Source organism: Actinosynnema sp. NPDC023587, assembly GCF_040640215.1.
Classification (GTDB): Bacteria; Actinomycetota; Actinomycetes; order Mycobacteriales; family Pseudonocardiaceae; genus Actinosynnema.
This window is the reverse complement of record NZ_JBFABG010000010.1, coordinates 224270-242483: the sequence shown is the minus strand read 5'-3', so window position 1 is coordinate 242483 and position 18214 is coordinate 224270. Positions and strand designations below refer to the sequence as shown.

14 protein-coding genes are annotated in these 18214 nt (G+C 73.5%); 8 read left to right on the top strand and 6 right to left on the bottom strand.

Annotated elements, in window-relative coordinates; all coding sequences use genetic code 11:
• Positions 1-339 precede the first annotated feature (339 nt).
• The 5 genes from AB0G01_RS25255 to AB0G01_RS25235 are packed head-to-tail and all read right to left on the bottom strand — an operon-like array spanning position 340 to position 7489.
• Positions 340-816 carry a group II truncated hemoglobin gene (locus AB0G01_RS25255; RefSeq protein ID WP_360949582.1) on the bottom strand — a complete coding sequence of 159 codons (477 nt, stop codon included), beginning with the start codon at positions 814-816 and terminating at the stop codon, positions 340-342.
• 21 nt (positions 817-837) lie between these two features.
• A complete protein-coding gene (locus tag AB0G01_RS25250; RefSeq protein ID WP_360949579.1) occupies positions 838-1980 on the bottom strand; it encodes an acyl-CoA dehydrogenase family protein in 1143 nt (380 codons plus the stop codon).
• 1 nt (position 1981) lies between these two features.
• The gene (locus AB0G01_RS25245; RefSeq protein ID WP_360949576.1) at positions 1982-2728 is read right to left on the bottom strand and encodes an alpha/beta fold hydrolase; all 747 of its coding nucleotides are present in this window, start codon (positions 2726-2728) and stop codon (positions 1982-1984) included.
• Between the two features lies 1 nt (position 2729).
• Entirely contained in the window at positions 2730-4280 is a 1551-nt protein-coding gene (locus AB0G01_RS25240) for a GMC family oxidoreductase (protein WP_360949573.1), read from the bottom strand.
• Positions 4277-7489, bottom strand: coding sequence for an amino acid adenylation domain-containing protein (locus tag AB0G01_RS25235; RefSeq protein WP_360949570.1), 3213 nt, complete (start codon positions 7487-7489; stop codon positions 4277-4279). Before AB0G01_RS25235 ends, AB0G01_RS25240 begins: the two co-directional genes overlap by 4 nt.
• Before the next feature lie 237 nt (positions 7490-7726).
• On the opposite strand from AB0G01_RS25235, the gene AB0G01_RS25230 reads away from it, so the two are divergent.
• Complete coding sequence (locus AB0G01_RS25230; RefSeq protein WP_360949567.1) at positions 7727-8308, top strand: flavoprotein; 582 nt, start codon at positions 7727-7729, stop codon at positions 8306-8308.
• Between the two features lie 125 nt (positions 8309-8433).
• On the opposite strand, the gene AB0G01_RS25225 is transcribed toward AB0G01_RS25230, so the two are convergent.
• Entirely contained in the window at positions 8434-9348 is a 915-nt protein-coding gene (locus tag AB0G01_RS25225; RefSeq protein WP_360949564.1) for a ParB/RepB/Spo0J family partition protein, read from the bottom strand.
• Between the two features lie 768 nt (positions 9349-10116).
• Here AB0G01_RS25225 and AB0G01_RS25220 point away from each other — a divergent pair.
• The 7 genes from AB0G01_RS25220 (at position 10117) to AB0G01_RS25190 (ending at position 18202) form a co-directional block, all read left to right on the top strand.
• Positions 10117-10782: a metalloregulator ArsR/SmtB family transcription factor gene (locus AB0G01_RS25220; protein WP_360949561.1), complete on the top strand. Its 666-nt coding sequence runs from the start codon at positions 10117-10119 to the stop codon at positions 10780-10782.
• A 493-nt stretch (positions 10783-11275) separates the two neighbouring features.
• Complete coding sequence (locus AB0G01_RS25215) at positions 11276-14563, top strand: DUF4082 domain-containing protein (RefSeq protein WP_360949558.1); 3288 nt, start codon at positions 11276-11278, stop codon at positions 14561-14563.
• Between the two features lie 353 nt (positions 14564-14916).
• Positions 14917-15222, top strand: a complete 306-nt coding sequence (locus AB0G01_RS25210; RefSeq protein ID WP_360949555.1) for a hypothetical protein — start codon at positions 14917-14919, stop codon at positions 15220-15222.
• 2 nt (positions 15223-15224) lie between these two features.
• Positions 15225-15884 carry a TetR family transcriptional regulator gene (locus AB0G01_RS25205; protein ID WP_360949552.1) on the top strand — a complete coding sequence of 220 codons (660 nt, stop codon included), beginning with the start codon at positions 15225-15227 and terminating at the stop codon, positions 15882-15884.
• A 240-nt stretch (positions 15885-16124) separates the two neighbouring features.
• Positions 16125-16697: a TetR family transcriptional regulator gene (locus AB0G01_RS25200; protein ID WP_360949549.1), complete on the top strand. Its 573-nt coding sequence runs from the start codon at positions 16125-16127 to the stop codon at positions 16695-16697.
• Between the two features lie 22 nt (positions 16698-16719).
• Positions 16720-16920, top strand: a complete 201-nt coding sequence (locus AB0G01_RS25195; RefSeq protein ID WP_360949546.1) for a ferredoxin — start codon at positions 16720-16722, stop codon at positions 16918-16920.
• An 82-nt stretch (positions 16921-17002) separates the two neighbouring features.
• A complete protein-coding gene (locus AB0G01_RS25190) occupies positions 17003-18202 on the top strand; it encodes a cytochrome P450 (RefSeq protein WP_360949543.1) in 1200 nt (399 codons plus the stop codon).
• Positions 18203-18214: the final 12 nt, after the last annotated feature.

Below are 18214 nucleotides of genomic sequence, written 5' to 3'. Positions count from 1 at the left end.
CCCGACAGGCCACCCGGCACGCCCTCCGACGACGCCTCCGCGCCCGGCGGCTCCGGTGACCACGCGAGCGGGCCCGCACCCCCCCAGACGGGCCCGTGCCGCGCGAATGGATGTCGCGCCGGAGTCCCCAGCTCCGGCGCGACATCCCCTTCCCCGCACGGGGTCCGCGACCAGCCCGGCCGGGCACGAACCCGCAGGGCACGAACCCGCAGGGCCGGTCCGATGTGGACCGCCTCCCCCTCGTCGCCGCCCCGGCCGGGCGCGGGCCGTCCGCGACGACCCGGGCGCGCACCGCGTCGAGCCGGGACCGCTCCGGTCCCGGCTCGACGCGCGCGGCGGTCACTCGCCGCCGGGAGGGGCCTCACCCCAACCCCACTGCTTCAACGAGTCCCGCTCCTTGGGCACCGCGCCCGGCTTCGAGTTCGCCATCGCCCGACGCGAGCCGAACTCCAGGTAGCCCACGAACGCCGACCGGAATTCGGGGTCCTGCGGGAACCCGACCTCGTCGGCCGCCTCCAGGATCAGCCGCACCCAGCGGTCGCGCTGCTCGGGCTGGATGTCGCGGTTGCGGTGCTTGCCGACCAGCCGCTTGAACCCGCCGTGCTCGTCGGTGTACTTCGTCGGCCCGCCGAACACCTCGCCCAGCATCACCGCGACGTCGTGCGGGTGCTCGGGCTTCATCCGCCGGAACAGCGGCGCGATCAGGTCGTCCACCATCACCTTGCGGTAGAAGACCTCGGTGAGCCGCTCGAACGCCTCCGCGCCCCCGGCCCACTCGTAGACGGTCGGCACCCGGGGTTCCACAGCTTCTCCCACAGCACATGTCCTTTCCGGCCGTCACAGGCCGAGAGATCGACCGATGAGCTCTTTCATGATTTCGGTGGTGCCGCCGTAGATCGTCTGCACGCGGCTGTTGGACCACTCCCGGGCGATGGGGCTGTCCCTGAGGTAGCCGTACCCGCCGTGCAGTTGCAGGCAGCGGTCGGCGACGCGGACCTGGAGCTCGGTGGTCCACCACTTGAGCTTGGCCGCGTCGGTCACGGTCAACCGGCCCGCGTTGAGCTCCGCCACGCAGTGGTTGAAGAACACCCGCGCCAGGGTCACCTCCGTGTCCAGCGACGCGAGCACGAACTTGTTGTGCTGGAACGACCCGATGGGCTGACCGAAGGCCTTGCGGGTGCGGGCGTGCTCCAGGGTGTCGGCGAGCATCTTCTCCGCGGTGGCCACGGCGACCGCGGAGATGCACGTCCGCTCGCGCGGCAGCCCGCCCATCAGGTAGCCCATCCCGGCGTTCTCCCGGCCGAGCAGGTGGGCCGCCGGCACCCGGCAGTCGTCGAAGAACAGCTCGCTGGTGTCGCTGGCCCGCCAGCCGAGCTTGTCCAGCCGCCGGCCCCGGGTGAAGCCGGGGGTGCCGCTCTCCACCACGAACAGGCTGATGCCGGGCGCGCCGCGCGGGGTCGCGGTCTTGGCGGCGACCACGACCAGGCCGGCCTTCTCGCCGTTGGTGATGAACGTCTTCTGCCCGTTGAGCACGTACTCCTCGCCGTCGCGCACCGCCGTGGTGCGGATGCCCGCGAGGTCCGAGCCCGCCTCGGGTTCGCTCAGCGCGATGGCCGCGATGAGCTCGCCCGAGCACAGGCCGGGCAGCCAGCGCGCGCGCTGCTCCGGCGTGGTCCGGGTGGCCAGGTAGGAGGAGATGATGTCGTTGTGCGCCACCAGTCCCGGTGCGGTCACGCCCGCCCGGGTCAGCTCCTCGACGAACACCGCGGTGAACCTGAAGTCGGCCTGGCCGCCGCCGCCGTGCTCGACCGGCGCGTCCACGCCGAGCAGCCCGGCCGCGCCGGCCTTCTTCCACAGCGCGTCGTTGATCAGGCCGTCGCGCTCCCACTGGTCGTGGTAGGGCACCGCCTCCCGTTCCAGGAAGACCCGGCACAGGGCGCGGAAGTCCTCGTGCTCGGCCTCGTACGCGTTGGTCTCCACGTCATCTCCCCTCGTCGGAGGTCGCCGCCGACGGGCTGGTCGCCTCGTGCACCACCGCGAGCACCGCGCGCGGGTCGCGGATGGCCGCGAAGTGGTCTCCGGGCACCTCGACCCGCCGGGTGGGCGCACTCGTGTGCCCGGCCCACCGCCACATCTGCGCGGGCCGGACGTGCACGTCGTCGGTGGCGGCGACGAGCACCAGCGGGAAGTCCACCCGCAGCCCGGTCTGCTCCCGGTACTGCGCCCGGATGCGGTAGTCCTCGCGCATCAGCGCGAGGAAGTAGCCCGTCATCGCGCTGGAGGTGGTCAGCTCGGACGGGGTGCCGCCGTCGCGCATGATCTTGTCCAGCAGTTCCGCGTCGGACAGCGCGGTGGTCACGTCGCCGGGTTCCTGCAAGGCGGGCGGCAGCGCGGCGGACAGCACCGCGCACCTCGGGTCCTCCCCCAGCAGCGCCGCCACCCGGCCCGCCACGGCGAGCCCGAGCAGCGCGCCGAAGCTGTGCCCGAAGGTCGCCCAGCCCACGTCGGGCCGCTCGGCGCGGGCCTCGCGCAGGTCGTCGAGCAGCCGCCCGGCCGTCCAGTCCACCAGGGCGGGCAGCCCGGCGAGCTTCGGGTGCCGCGCCGCCGTGCCCCGGCCGGGCCGGTCCAGGCCGACCAGCCGCACGTCCGGGCCGGTCAGCTCCTTCCACGGCCGGTACACCGCGGCGGTCGCCCCGGCGTGCGGGAAGCAGTAGAGCCGTGTGGTCACCTCACTCACCCACGCCCGGTGCGATCCGCTCGGCGAGCATGATCGTGGTCAGGTTGGTGGGCGCGCCCGGCATGGTGGGGAACACCGAGGCGTCCACCACCCGCAGGCCCGCGAACCCGCGCACCCGGCACCGCTGGTCCACGACGGCGGCCGGGTCGTCCGCGGCACCCATCCGGTTGGAGCCGATCGGGTGCCAGCCGGGGCTCACCACGTTGCGCACCGCGCGGCGCAGCAGGTCGTCGTCGGCCACCACCGCGTCGGTCCACGCCTGGACCTCCTCCAGGCGGTCGGCGAACACCGGCGACCGCAGGACGCGCCACGCCTTGCGCACGCCCCGCGCCAGCCGCTCCACGTCGGCGTCCACCGAGCCGAAACCGAGTTCGATCACCGCGCCGCCGGCCGGGTCGGCGTAGACCCGGCCGCGCGACTCCGGGCGCAGCAGCATCACCGAGATGCCGACCACCATGTCCCAGCCGAGCCGGTCGGCGAAGCCGGGGATGGTGGAGCGCTCCACGTTGTTGAGCAACCAGATCTGGAGGTCGACGTCGTCGTCCAGGCCGCTGGGCACCCGCGCCGCGACCTGCCGCCACGGCACCCCGGGCCGGCACAGGCCGTCGCGGGGCTTGGCCCACATCACCACCGACGGGTGGTCGACCAGGTTCTCCCCCACGCCCGGCAGGTCGGCGACGCACCGCACGCCCAGCGCCTCGACCACGTCGCGCGGTCCGATGCCGGAGCGCTGGAGCACCAGCGGCGAGCCGATCGCGCCCGCGCTGAGCACGACCTCGCCGGCGAGCACGGTGGTGACCTCGCCGTCCCGCTCGACCTCGACGCCGGTCGCGCGCCGCCCGTCGAGCAGCACCCGGCGCACCTGGCTGTGCGGTCGCAGCTCCAGGTTGGACAGGTGGCGCACCGCCGCCAGGTAGGTGGCGGTGACGTCCATCCGCTCGCCGTCGACGGCGTTGGCGGGCACCGCGCCCACGCCGTGCTCCACGCCGCCGTTGAGGTCGTCGAGGGTCGGCACGCCCATCCGCTCGCACTCGTCCCAGAACGCCCGGTCGAGCTCGTGCAGCGCGTCCCGGCGGGGCCGGCGGATGGGGATCGGCCCGTGGTTGCCGTGGTCGCCGCCCCGGAAGTCGGCGTCGTCCTCCACCTTCCGGAAGTAGGGCAGCACGTGCTCCCACGACCAGTCCGGGTTGCCCTGCTTGACCCACGCGTCGAAGTCGGCGGGCAGGGCGCGCATCGCGACCGCGCCGTTGACCGACGACGAACCGCCCACGACCTTGCCCAGCCGGTAGGGGAAGCGGGTCCACAGGGCGCGGGAGCGGGTCGCGCCCGGCCCGCGCAGGTTCGCCCGGTGGTCCCAGTTGAACCCGTCGAGGATCAGCCGGGTGCCGTCGCGCACCGGGTTCGGCTCGTCCCGCGACACCGGCTGGTCCGCGCCGGCTTCGAGGAGCAGGACGCGGTGGCCGCGGGCGGCGGCGCGGGCGGCCACCACGACGCCCGCCGACCCCGCGCCCACCACGACCACGTCCCACCGCTCGTCGGTCATGCCCGCACCCCGGCCAGCGAGCGGATCAGGTCGCCGAACTCGGCGATGCTGGAGTTGGTGAACAGGCCCTCGACGACCTTCTGCTCGCCGGCCGAGTCGATGGCGAACTCCGCGCGGAGCTTGCCGATGATGCCGACCGCGTGCAGCGAGTCGCCGCCGACGTCGAAGAAGCCGTCCTCCACGCCGAAGTCCTCGTGCCCGAGCTGGTCGCACCAGATCCGCAGGAGGCGCTGCTCGACGTCGTCGCGCGGTTCGGCGCGCTGGTCGGCCTCCGCGCCCTCGTGCCACGGGGTGGGCAGCGCGCCGTGGTCGATCTTCCCGTTGGGGGTCATCGGGAAGGAGTCGACCGCGAGGTAGTGGGTGGGCACCATGTAGCCGGGCAGCACCTCGGCGAGCGCCTTGCGCAGCAGCGCCGGGTCCGCCGTGCCGTCGGCCACCACGTAGGCGGCGAGCTGCCGCTGGCCGCTGCGCGGGTGCACGGGCGCGGCGACCAGGGCGTGCGCGACGCCGGGCTGCTTGCCCAGCGCGGCCTCGATCTCGCCGAGCTCGACCCGGTAGCCGTTGATCTTGACCTGGAAGTCGGTGCGCCCCAGGATCTCGATGTCACCGCCGGGCAGGTACCGGCCGAGGTCGCCGGTCCGGTAGAGCCGCTCGCCGGTGACCGGGTGGGTGAAGAACCGCTCGGCGGTGCGCTCCGGGTCGGCCCAGTAGCCCGCCGCGACGCCGACCCCGCCGATGTGGATCTCGCCGGTGCTCCAGACCGGGCACGGTTCCAGGCGCTCGTCCAGGACGTGCATGGTCTGGTTGGCCAGCGGCTTGCCGTACGGGATGCTCGCCCAGTCCGGCGAGACCTCGCCGATCGGGTGGTGGATGGACCAGATCGAGCCCTCGGTGGCCCCGCCGAGGCTGATCACCGCCAGGCCGGGCAGCCGCTCGGCCAGCCGGCCGGGCAGCGTGACCGGGATCCAGTCGCCGCTGAGCAGCGCCAGCCGGACGCTCGCGCCCGCCGCGCCGGGCCGCTCGGCCAGCGAGTCGACCCACAGCCGCATCGGGGCGGGCACGCTGTTCCACAGGGTGACCCCGTGCCGGTCGACCAGCTCGGTCCAGTGCGCGACGTCGCCGCCGCGCCCGGCCTCGGGCACGACCACCGCACCGCCCGCGCCCAGCACGCCGAAGACGTCGTAGACCGACAGGTCGAACCCGGTGGGCGCGAGCGCCAGCACCCGGTCGGACGGGCCGACCTCGAAGCGCCGGTTGACGTCCTGCACGGTGTTGCCGGCCGAGCGGTGGGAGATCATCACCCCCTTGGGCTCCCCGGTGGAGCCGGAGGTGAAGATCACGTACGCCAGGTCGTCGGGTCGCTGCGCGCCCGCCGGGCGATCAGTCGGGCAGGCGCGCGTGGCCTCGTCCTCGGGCGTGATCACCTCCACGTCGTCGGGCCAGGCCAACGCGTCACGGGTGGCCGCGTCGGTGATCACGGCCTTGGCCGCGCACCGCGCGAGCAGCCGGTGCCGGCGCTGCTCGGGCAGCTCGGGGTCGATGGAGACGTAGGCGGCACCGGCGTGCAGCACGCCCAGCAACGCGGAGAACAGCGCGGCACCCGGCCGCATGGAGACCGCGACGAGCGTGTTCGGCACGCCGTGGCCGCGCTCGCGCAGCCGGTGCGCGAGCCGGTGGGCGTCCTCGACGAGCCGGCCGAAGGTGACCTCCGCGCCGTCGGCGATGATGGCCACCGCGTCGGGCCGCCGCCGCGCGGCGTCGCCGACGAGGTCGTGCAGCAGCACCGCGGGCAGGTCGGCGGCGGTGTCGTTGGCGCGGTCGCGCTCGATGCGCTGGTGCACCGGCAGCGGCACCAGGCCGCCGGTGTCCTGCCACGTCGACTCCTCCGCGCCGAGCCGGTCCAGCAGGCCCGCGTAGGCGTCGAACATGTCTTCGAGGACACCGGCCGGGAACAGGCCCTCGACGGCGTTCCAGCCCACCACCAGGCCGTCCGCCCGTTCGCGGACCTGGTTCTCCAACCAGACCTGCGGGGTCTGCGAGGCGAAGTGCACGACCTCGCCGAACAGCTCCAGCGCGGCACCGCCCGGGTCAGCCCCCAGGGTGCTGGTGAACACCACGGGCATCCCGACCGCGCGGCCGTCGCCCCTGGCGCGGGTGAGTTCGCGGAGCACGCGGATGCCGCTGAACGCGGCGTGCTCCGCGTCCGCTCGCAGCAGGTCGGCCAGGGCGCGCACGCGGCCGGCGAACGTCTCCCCGTCCCCGGCCCGGGAGGTGGGCAGGCCCAGCGACAGGAAGTCGCCCACGACCTCGCCGATCCGGGGGTGCAGGGGCAGCGGGTCCAGGACGGTCCGGGCCACGGTGAAGTCCGACCGGCGCGACCACTTGCGCACCACCTCGCAGTAGGCGGCCAGCAGGACGGTGTCCACCGGGACGTCGTGGCGGTCGGCGGCCTCCCGGAGCCGGGTCCACCGGTCGCCGGTCAGCCGCGTCTCCAGCCGGCGGAACACGGGGCGGCCGAGCAGTTCGGGCGAGGTCGCCAGCGGCAGGTCGGGGCCGAGGGGCAGCTCGGCCAGGCGGGAGGTCCAGTACTCCCGGGCCCGCCGCCCCTGCTCGCCGTCGGCGAGTTCGGCTTGGCGCAGCACGTAGTCCCGGAACGACGTGCCGACCGGCTCGGGGACCAGGTCCGGCTCGTCGTAGGCGCGCCGCCACTCGGCCAGCACCGCGAACAGCCCGCGCAGGTCGACGAAGAGCAGGTCGAAGCTCAGGTGCAGGCGGGTGCGGTCCGGCGCGGGCAGCGAGGCCCGGACGTCGAACAGCGGCCACCGGTCGGTCGGCCGCACCTCGTCGGACAGCGCGGACCGGATCGCCTCCAGCGCGGTGCGCCGGTCGTCCGCGGACCGGTCGCGCAGGTCGACGACCTCGATGGAGTAGGCGGGCACCTCGTCGAGGACCCGCTGTGCGCCATCCGGCGTGGTCACCGCGCGCAACATGTCGTGGCGGGCCACCACCTGGCGGAGGGCGGCGGCCAGCCGGGCGACGTCGAGGGTCGGGCCCTCGATTTCGAGGTAGACGTGACCGGCGGCGCCGCCCAATTCGATCCCGCGGTGCCGGCCGATCACCTGGGCGTGCTGGATATCGGTCAGCGGAAACGGTTCGCGGTTCCGGACCGGCGTGCTCCCGGGTTCCGCCCGGCCATTCAGGAACGTCATTAAAGACGAATACGGGTCGCCCACTTGCCCTTCCTTTCCTGGAGTGCGGCGAAGCACAGCAGGGCACAGCCGCAGCGGATGACGCGGCGCGGAAATTCATCCCGGCAGGCTGTTGCCGACCCCTGGATGACAGCAGTCCCGCGAGATCCTTGTCAACCGGACACCATCCCGCGCAAATGCGCGACCGGTGGTCGGGCGTTCGTTGATACCCGCCCCGGCCGGGGGCACCATGCACTTATGATCGAAAACACCGAAAAGCCCTCCGGACCGCGCGTGCTGGTCGGCGTCACCGGTTCCGTCGCGGTGACGAACCTGCCCGCCCACCTGACCGCGCTGCGCGACCGGCTCGGCGGCACGATCACCCTGTTGATGACGCACACCGCGACGGCTTTCCTGTCACCCGCGACGGCGGCGATCCACGCGGAACGGGTCATCAGCGGTGAACGGCCCGAGGACTGGCCCACCGACAAACCGTCCCGGCTGGTCGCCGACCACGACGTCCTGGTCGTCCTGCCGGCCACCGCGAACGTGCTGGCCGCCGCCGCGACCGGCGCGGCACCCAACCGGTTGACCACGGTGATCCTGGCCGCCACCTTCCCGGTCGTGTACTTCCCGTCGATGGGCGGGTCGATGTGGCGCAAGCCGGCCGTGCGGCGCAACGTCGAGCAGATCCGCGCGGACGGCGGCCACGTGCCCGAACCGGTGTGGCACGACAGCTTCGACGTCGGGATGCGCACCACCTCGCACCACCCGACGATGCCGCCGCCCGAGCACGTCGCGAAGATCGTCGCCGAGCTGCTGGCCGGGCCGGCGGCATGACCGGTCGGGAGGGCTCGCCGGCCCGGCGAGCCCTCACCGCCCGTGACCTCCCCCGCCCGGTACCGCCCGGACCCGGCGCGTCAGGATTCGGCGCGTCAGGATTCGGCGCGTCAGGATTCGGCGCGTCAGGATTCGGCGGGCACGCCCCGGTCCAGCCACATCGCCAGCTCGTTCCACATCTCGGCGTAGGACTGCGCGAGCTCGGCGACGATGCCCCGGCAGTGCGCGGGCACCGAGTCCAGCACCTGCTTGCGGCCGAGCTCGTCGAGCAGTTGCGCGCTGAGCAGCCGGATCAGCGACCGGCCGGTCTCGGTGAACCGCAACGACGGGTCGCGCTTGAGCTGCACCAGCAGCGTGCGCTGCTCCTCCACGCGGTCGGCGCACCGGCCCGGTGCGGGCGACGGCTTCGCCTCCGCCGCCCGCAGGGCCCGGCGCTGCCGGGGCGGCACCGGGTCGTCGCCCCGGGCCAACCGGTCCCGCACGTCACGCACCGTGCCCAGCGAGACGCCCGCCTGCACCGCGATCTGGCGCAGCGAGGTCGCCGGTTTCTCGCGCAGCAGGGCGCTGGCCCGCAGCCGGCCGTCGGCGCTGTTGAGCGGCCGGGTCCGACCGTCCCGGCCGACCCTGCTGAGCGACTGCGGATCGTCACCACTTGCGCAGGTGCGGATCGCGCACACGGTCTTGGCGGCCAGACCGGTGGCGGAGGCGATCGCCCGGTCGGACCACTGCGGGTGCGAGGTGATGATGCGCAGGGCGGCGGCGCGCCGGTCGGGCAGCGTCAGCGGCATCCCGTGGTCGACGTTGGCCCGCACCCCGAGCACGAACGCGTCGGCCGCGTCGCCGTCGAAGAACCGCACCCTGATGCTCTCCTCGCCGCGCAGGACCGCCGCTTGGAGCCGGTGCATCCCGTCGATGACCCGCATCGTGGGCCGGTGCACCAGGACCGGGGGCAGCACCGCGTCGGTCTCGGCCAGGACGCGGGCGTGCTCGCAATCCTCACCGGCCAGCCGGGGAGAATCCGACGGGCGCAGCGCGGCCACCGGAACGATCGCCGAGGATTGACCTTCGAGCCACAGTTCAATAGTCTCCCCGGACTCCGCCGAAAGTTGTCCGGCGCTCCCGGGTAATGAGTACTCGACACAGCGGAGCAATTCGGTCCCCCTAGCCGGCGCAGTCAGCAGCGCACCCCGAAAACGTTCGGCGAAGGATCGGCGCGCCAGTTCCACGACCCGGCGGCGGGCCCTCGCCGTAACGCACGGGGCGGCCACCCAAGAGTAGCCAAAGCACCACGGAAAGCAAGGTCGATCGGTGTCCGAGGTACTACGTCACTGCGGTGTCGCCCAGTCTTGTCGGGCCCACCCGGCAAAGCAGCGGAGATAATTAATGCGCACCGACGAATACGTGGGAACTAGGGCGCGTGGAGCAGTTCGATACGGCGACCGGGCGCTTTCCGCGGATTGTCCGGCGGTCGGCGCGCAGCCCACCGGGCCGGCGGTCGACGAACCCCGCGCGGGACACCCGCGAAGCCCGCGCCGCGCATTCCCGGCGCACCGGCCGGCCGCGCGAGGCGGTGTCGCCACCCCTTCCCGTCAGCCGGGCGGGCCGCGCCGCGCGCCGGCCCGCGCCCGGTGCCGGCGTCCCGACCACTTCGGCGGCGACCACGCGGCGGGGGCCGCCGCGCGTGCGCGCCGCGCCTCCACGTCCCGCCGACCCACGGTCGCCCCTCCCAGTTGAAGCCACCTTGAAGTCCCGCCGCCCTGAAATTACCGTATTCCACAGATCCTGAGAACAGTGGAGTGTGATGCCGGATGACCGATGACGGCTCCAGGCCCGCCTTGTTCGAGCTGCTGGCGCACGTCGCGAAGGCCCTGGGCAACGGCAAGCGCCTCGAACTGATCGAGCTGCTGGTGCAGCGGCCACGAGGGGTCGTGGAGCTGGCCCGCGCCGCCCGGCTCAACGTGACCACGACCTCGGCGCACCTCCAGACGCTCAAGCAGGCGGGCCTGCTCACCACCTCGCGCGACGGCACCACGGTCCGGCACAGCATCGCCGGCACCGACGTCGCCGCGCTCTACGGGCAGTTGCTCACCGTCGCCGCGACCAGGTCCGCCGAGGTCGCCCGCGCCTGGCGCGGGCACGTCGGACCGGACGACACCGAGGAGGTGGACCGCGACGAGCTGATGCGCCGGGTGAGCACCGGCCAGGCCGTGGTGGTGGACGTGCGGCCCAAGTCCGAGTACGACGCCGGCCACATCCCCGGTGCGGTCTCCATCCCGATGGACGAGCTGGCCTCCCGGCTCGGCGAGCTGCCGGCCGACCTGGAGGTCGTCGCCTACTGCCGGGGCGTGTTCTGCGCGTTCTCCCACGACGCGGTCCGACTGTTGAACTCGCGCGGGTACCGGGCGGTGCGGCTGGCCGACGGCGTCCTGGAGTGGCAGCTCGCCGGGCACCCGCTGGCCGGCGAGCGGTCCTAGCGCGCCGGGTCGCGATCACTGCGGGTCCCCGCAACGGCCGGGACCGCGTGGCGGCGGGCCCGTCCGATCGGCGAAAGCCATTCGGACGAGTCCGCCGCACAATGTGCGGTCGGCCGGTCCGGGCACCCGTCGACGCGCGGTGGAGGTCTTTTCGCGGGGGATTGCCAGAACATCGCGGGCCCGTTCGGAGTAAACGCGGGCAAAGAATTCCGTCACGATCCGCGCATAGTCGGAGCGAAATGGAATCATTTTCGCCCGCAAGGGTCTTGACCTGCAAAAACTCTTCTTTGTCCGGATCGTTCGGCCCATCGCGCCACCGCATCGCGCGCAGGCCTCCACGCGGCCGGTGGGCGTTCGGGGGACGCGGTTCCAGAGCCGGTTGCACCGTTCGACCGAATACCGGAGGAGCACCCGGCTATTCCGTAACGGGAACTCCGGGCGGGCCGATCCCCGACGTGGAACCTGGGCCGTCAGGCCCCGAGGGGAGAAACACATGTCATTGCCCGGTACCCGATCCAGACCCGGCTGGGCCCGGCTGCTCGCGGTCGCGGTGTTCGCCGCGGTCGTGCCCGTCGTGACCGTCCCGCCCGTGGCGCACGCCGCCCCGTCCATCGCGATCACCGACACCCCGGCGGGGGCCACGGTCGGCGCGCCGTACGCGTTCGGCGGCACGGTGTCCGACGACGCCGGGATCGCCGGGGTCGAGGTGTCCTCGGACAACGGCGTCCACTGGCAGAACGCCACGTGGACGGTCGGCCAGACCACGTGGAGCCACAGCTACACCCCGCAGGCCTCAGGCACGGCGCAACTGTCCGCGCGCACGGTGGACGCCACGCACACCCAGACCGGCATCACCACCGCCGGCCCGGCGGTCGCGCCGCGGGTGTGCCCGTGCGGCCTGTGGAACGACGGCGACGTCCCGGCCAACCCCGACGTCGCCGACTCCTCGGCGCTCGAACTGGGCGTGAAGTGGCGCTCGGGCGTGGCGGGTCACGTGCGCGGCGTCCGGTTCTACAAGGGCGCGGGCAACACCGGCACGCACACCGGCTCGCTGTGGACCACCTCCGGGCAGCGGCTGGCGACCGGCACGTTCGCCGGCGAGACCGCGACCGGCTGGCAGACGCTGATCTTCTCCTCGCCGGTGGCGGTCGCGGCGGACACCACCTACGTGGCGTCCTACCTGTCCCCGACCGGGCACTTCGCGCTCGACTCCGGGTACTTCGGCTCCTCGGCGCGCCACCTGGAGCCGCTGACCGGGCTGCGGTCCGGCACGGACGGCTTCAACGGCGTGTTCCGGGGCGGCGCGGGCTACCCGGACCTCAGCTCGAACGACGCCAACTACTGGGTGGACGTGGTGTGGGCACCGGAGGCGGGTCCCGACACCCACGCGCCCGACCAGCTCTCCACCACTCCCCCGGCGGGTGCGGGCAGCGTGGGCCTGACCCCGTCGGTGACCGCCGGGTACGACGAGGTCCTGGACCCGACCGCGGTGGAGTTCACGCTCACCGGTCCCGGCGGCGCGGTCGCCGCGCAGACCTCGGTGACCGGCGGCGGCACCACGGCCGCGCTCACCCCGGACGCCGCGCTCACGCCCGGCACCACCTACACGGCCTCGGTGCGGGTGGAGGACGTGGCGGGCAACCGGACCACGGCCTACACCTGGACCTTCGCCACGGGTGCGCAGCGCCCGGCGGACTGCCCGTGCACGATCTGGGACGACTTCGCCGCGCCCACCCTGGCCAGTGCCGAGGACTCCGGTGCCGTGGAACTCGGCACGAGGGTGCGCTTCACCGGTCGCGGCGAGGTGCTGGGCGTGCGGTTCTACAAGGGCGTCGGCAACACCGGCACGCACACCGGCACGCTGTGGTCGTCGAGCGGGGACCGGCTCGCGACCGGCACGTTCACCGGCGAGAGCACGGTGGGCTGGCAGACGTTGACCTTCGCCACCCCCGTGGTGGTGGCGGCCGACACCGACTACGTCGTGTCCTACCACGCGCCGAACGGGCACTACGCGGCCGACCAGGGGTTCTTCAGCTCGACCACGCCGGTCGGCCACGGCCAGATCCAGGCGGCGATCGACAGCCTCGCGGTGCCCAACGGCGTCTACAAGTACGGCGGCGGGTTCCCGACCACCGGGTTCAAGGCGTCGAACTACTGGGTGGACGTGGTGTACCGCAACGGCACCAACGGCGACCACGTCCGCCCGACGCTGGACACCCGCACGCCCGCGCCGGACGCCGCCGACGTGGCGCTGGACGGCTCGGTGGGCGCGGGCTTCAGCGAGGCGATCGACACGACGTCGGCGCGCATCCGGATCACCGACGACGGCGGCGCGGCGCTGGCGGGCACGGCGGTGTGGTCCGGTGACCTGAGGTCGGTGACGTGGACGGCGAACGGCGCGTTCACCCCCGGCACGCACTACACCGTCTCGGTGAGCGTGACCGACGTCAACGGCAACGTGATCGCGACCCCGGCGACGTGGGCGTTCACCACGCAGGCGGTGGAGTTGGCGACGGCCTCGCTGTTCAGCACGGCGATCGTGCCGGAGGTGCGGTCGGGCAGCGCCCGCAACGCCCGCGAGCTCGGGGTGCGGTTCGGTTCCCCGTACAACGGCGTGGTGAGCGCGATCAAGTTCTACAAGGGGGAGGGCAACACCGGCACCCACACCGGGTCGGTCTGGAACGACCACGGCACCAGACTGGCGACGGGGACGTTCACCGGCGAGTCGGCGACCGGCTGGCAGAGCCTGACGCTCGACCCGCCGTTGGTGATCAAGGCGAACACGGTCTACGTGGCGTCCTACACCTCGCCCGACGGCGTGTACTCCTACGACCCGGGCTACTTCGACCGGCGCAGCCCGGTCGTGTCGGGTCCGCTGTACACGGCGTCCGGCGCGTACGCGAACGGCCGGTACTCGACGACCCCGGGTGGGTTCCCGACCGACTTCTACAGCGGGAACTTCTGGGTCGACGTGGACTTCACGCCGTACGCCGACCAGACGGCCCCGGTGAACACCGGCCACACCCCCGCGCACGAGGCGACGGGAGTCGGCCTCGACGGCCCGGTCACCGCGACGTTCGACGAGGCCGTCAGCCTGACCGGCACCAGGTTCCGCGTCGAGACCCGGTGGGGTGTCCCGCTGCGCGGGAACCTGGCGTCGGCCGACGACGGCAGGACCCTGGTCTGGACCCCGGTCGCGCCCTTGTCCCGCGACAACGCCTACCGGGTGACGGTGGAGGCGTGGGATCCGAGCGCGAACACCGCGGCGGAACTCGCCTGGTCGTTCACCACCGGCGATGCGGCGTGCCCGTGCTCGGTGTTCAGCGCCTCGGAGACACCGCAGATCGCGGAGACCGCGGACGGCAACCCCTACGAACTGGGTCTGCGGTTCACCCCGGCGGTCGACGGGCAGGTGACCGGGGTGCGGTTCCACAAGGGAGCGGGCAACACCGGCACCCACACCGGCTCGCTGTGGACCACGACCGGGACCCGGCTCGCGACCGGCACGTTCTCCGGTGAGACGGCGAGCGGGTGGCAGACGCTGACCTTCGCCACGCCGGTGTCGGTCACACCGGGCACGACCTACATCGTGTCGTACTACGCGCCCCACGGCCACTACTCCCACGACCCCTCCTACTCCAGCCGTTGGCTGTTCCCCGTGAACACCCCGCAGCTCGGCGGTGTCGGGTCGGTGTACGGCAACGGCGCGGGCTTCCCGACGATCGCGACGAACGGCAACTACGGCCCGAACTTTTGGGTCGACGTGCTCTTCGCCAACTAGGCAGGTCCACGGGAGAGGCGTCCGGAGACGGGGAGCGGGGGTGTCGGTGCACGGGTGGTGACCACCGGCATCGACACCCCCGCATCGACACCCCCGCCACCGCGCCGGAGGTCGGAATCGGCGATCTGCTGTAGACCGGTCCGCGTGGAGTTCGCGGGTGCGGGAGGCGAATGCGCCGAGGTGTCCACTGTGGACTTCGGCGGCACGGGGGGCGAGGGGCTGCGGGTGCCGGGCCGTGGCGGGCGGGGCAGGCCGACGACCTTGGGGGGCAACAGTTTAAATCAGTCGCTTGACTTACTCCGGGTGCGTCGTTTGACTGGCCGCAGGTCACGTCGAGGCGGAGGAGACCACCGGTGGGGTCCGACGAGCTGCTGAGCCACCCGATGCCCGACCCGACCGCGCCGGTCGCGCCCCGGGTGCGGGCCGGGCCGCGCCGGGCGGGCACGACCGCGAGGTGCGGCACGGTCCCGGCCGGCCGGGGCGGTGCGGAGTTCGGCCGTGCGTCCGAAGTGGACCTGACGGGCACCGGGTCGCGGGTCTGGGTGAAATTGTTGTCGCGCGGGCATTCCTGGTCGACCCCGGCCGTCGCGCCGGACGGGCCGGCGCGGGTGCGCGGCCCGGTGGCCGAGGGGCTGAGCACCGTGCCGGTACGGTGGTGACCGTGACGACCGACGTCGACAGGACCGCGCGGGCCGAGCAGGTCGACGCCACCCGCCGGCAGATCCTGGACACGGCCGAGCGGCTGTTCGCGGAGCAGGGCCTGTACGCGGTGTCCAACCGCCAGATCAGCACCGCCGCCGGGCAGGGCAACAACGCGGCGGTCGGTTACCACTTCGGCACCAAGGCCGACCTGGTGCGCGCCATCGTGCGCCGGCACGCGCTGCGCGTGGAGGACGTGCGCGCCGGGCTGGTCGAGGCCGCGGGGGACTCGACGGACCTGCGGACCTGGGTGGGCTGCCTGGTCCTGCCGGTCACCTCGCACCTGGCGTCGCTGGGCGACCCGACGTGGTTCGCCCGCTTCGGCGCGCAGGTGGCGACCGACCCGGCGTTCCGGGACATCCTGACCGAGGAGGCGCTGTCCACGGCGGGGGTGCGCCGGGCGCTCGACGGGCTGCACGGCTGCCTGTCGGACCTGCCCGACGAGGTGCGCCTGGAGCGTTGCGACATGGTCAGCGCCCTGATGGTGCACGTCTGCGCGGAGCGGGAGCGCGCGCTGGCCGACGGTGGCGTCACGTCGCGCGCCTCCTGGGAGGAGACTGCCACGGGGCTGGTCGACGCCATCACGGGGTTGCTCACCGCGCCGGTCGTCGGGCGGGCCTGACGGGCGGCGCGCCCGGTCACCCGTCAGTGCGCCCGGTGGTGTGCCCGGTGGTGTGCCACGGCCGTCACCCTCCGGCAACCTTTACTAAGTCAGTCGCTTGACTCAATTTCGGGTGGTCGGTTAGCTGGGTTCACGGCACCGACCCCAGGAGGACCCCGTGGCACGCGGCGAGGTGGACCCCGACCCCGGCGACCGGACGCCGGATTCCGCACCCCCGCCCACCGGTGGACCGGCGCGCCGATGAGGACCGGAGTCGACCCGGTGCCGGGCACCGGCGAAGCGCTCGTGGCGGCCGAGCGGCTGCTGGCCGAACGCGGACCGACCGCCGTGCCCACCCCGGCGGACGTGGTGCGCGCCGTCGTGGGCCGGCACGAGGCGTCGATGGAGCGCACCCGCCTGCGGATGCTGACCGAGGTCGCGGAGAGCCGCGAGGTGCGCGACTGGGTGGCGTGCCTGGTCCGGCCGTGCACCGAGCACCTCGCCCACCTGGGCCGACCGGCCTGGTACGCCCGGTTCCTGGCGCGCGCGCTGGCCGACCCGGACCTGCGGCGGGTGGTCGTGGACCGCACCTCGACCGCCGGGTCGGTGCCGAGGGTGCTCGACGGGATCGCCCGGTGCGTGCCCGCCCTGCCGCCGCCGGTGCGCCTGGAGCGCGGCGCGATGACCCGCATCCTGCTCTCCGACGCGTGCGCGCGGCGCGAGCGGGCGCTCGCCGAGGGCGGCCGGGTGCGCGGGAGGAGCTGGGAAGACCTGGCCGGCGGGTTGGTGGACGCGATCAGCGGCGTGTGGCTGGCACCGGCCGCCGGCCGGTGACCGCGACGAGGGAAGGACATCCGTGAAGATCACCGTGGACGACGACAGGTGCTGCGGGGCGGGTTCGTGCGTGCTGCTCGCGCCCGACGTGTTCGACCAGCGCGACGAGGACGGCGTGGTCGTCCTGCTCGACGCCCGGCCCGGCGAGCACCTGCGCACGGCGGTCCGGGGGGCCGCCGACGTGTGCCCGGCGGCGGCGATCGCCCTGCACGAGGAGGGGTGAGCACCGCCTCGCCGGCCCCGGCGACGAGCCGCTCCCGCCCCGCGACCGGCCGCCGCTGTCCGAGCCACCCGGAGGGAAGAGCATGACGAGCACGTCCGAGGTGCCCCCGTTCCCGATGCCCCGCGCGCGGGGCTGCCCGTTCGACCCGCCGCCCACGCTGCGCGGCCTCCAGCGGGAGGGCCCGCTGGCGAAGGTGGAGCTGTGGGACGGCAGCACGCCGTGGCTGGTCACCCGCTACGCCGACCAGCGCGCGGTGCTCACCGACCGGCGGGTCAGCGCCGACATGAGCAACCCCCACTACCCGCGCCAGGGACCCGGGATCGTCGGGTCGTTGAGCTTCATCGGCATCGACGACCCCGAGCACGCCCGCCTGCGGCGGATGGTCGGCTCGGTGTTCACGGTCAAGAACGTCGCCGCGATGCGGCCGGCCGTGCGGCGGATCGTCGAGGAGGCGGTCGACGCCCTGCTCGCCGGACCCCGGCCGGTCGACCTGGTCGAGGCGTTCGCGCTGCCCGTGCCGTCGCTGGTGATCTGCGCGCTGCTCGACGTGCCCTACGCCGACCACGACTTCTTCCAGACGCGCAGCCGGCTGGTGGTCAACCGGACCACCACCGGCGAGCAGCGCACCGAGGCGATGCTCGGGCTGGCCGACTACCTCGGCGGACTGGTCGCGGCCAAGGTGGACGATCCCGGCGACGACCTGCTCTCGCGGCTGGCCGTGCGGATCAGGGCGGGCGAGCTGACCCACCGGCAGGCCACCGACGTCGCCGTGCTGCTGCTCCTCGCCGGCCACGAGACGACCGCGAACATGATCGCGCTGAGCACCCTGCTGCTGCTGCGCAACCCCGCCCAGCTCGCGCTGCTGCGCGATGCGCAGGACCCGGTCGTGGTGACCCGCGCGGTCGAGGAGATGTTGCGCTACCTCAACATCACCCACGGCGGCCGGCGGCGGTTCGCGGCGGCGGACCTGGAGGTCGGCGGCCAGGTGGTGCGGGCGGGCGAGGGTCTGGTGATGCCCACCGACATCGCCAACCGCGACCCGGCGGCGTTCCCCGACCCGGACCGGTTGGACATCACCCGTGACGCGCGCCACCACATCGCCTTCGGGTTCGGCGTGCACCAGTGCCTGGGCCAGCCGCTGGTCCGGCTGGAGCTGGAACTGGTCTACCGCACGTTGTTCCGCCGCATCCCCGGTCTGCGCCTGGCCGGCGACTTCGAGTCCATCCCGTTCAAGCACGACGCCCTCGTGTACGGGGTCTACGAGCTGCCCGTGACCTGGTGACCCGACCCGGCC

Bases quoted from the DNA above. Each gene is read 5' to 3' on its own strand.
- AB0G01_RS25240 (WP_360949573.1), bottom strand. From the start codon at position 4,280: ATGACCGACGAGCGGTGGGACGTGGTCGTGGTGGGCGCGGGGTCGGCG.
- AB0G01_RS25235 (WP_360949570.1), bottom strand. From the start codon at position 7,489: ATGACGTTCCTGAATGGCCGGGCGGAACCCGGGAGCACGCCGGTCCGG.
- AB0G01_RS25215 (WP_360949558.1), top strand. From the start codon at position 11,276: ATGTCATTGCCCGGTACCCGATCCAGACCCGGCTGGGCCCGGCTGCTC.
- AB0G01_RS25190 (WP_360949543.1), top strand. From the start codon at position 17,003: ATGACGAGCACGTCCGAGGTGCCCCCGTTCCCGATGCCCCGCGCGCGG.
- AB0G01_RS25230 (WP_360949567.1), top strand. From the start codon at position 7,727: ATGATCGAAAACACCGAAAAGCCCTCCGGACCGCGCGTGCTGGTCGGC.
- AB0G01_RS25200 (WP_360949549.1), top strand. From the start codon at position 16,125: ATGAGGACCGGAGTCGACCCGGTGCCGGGCACCGGCGAAGCGCTCGTG.
- AB0G01_RS25220 (WP_360949561.1), top strand. From the start codon at position 10,117: ATGACCGATGACGGCTCCAGGCCCGCCTTGTTCGAGCTGCTGGCGCAC.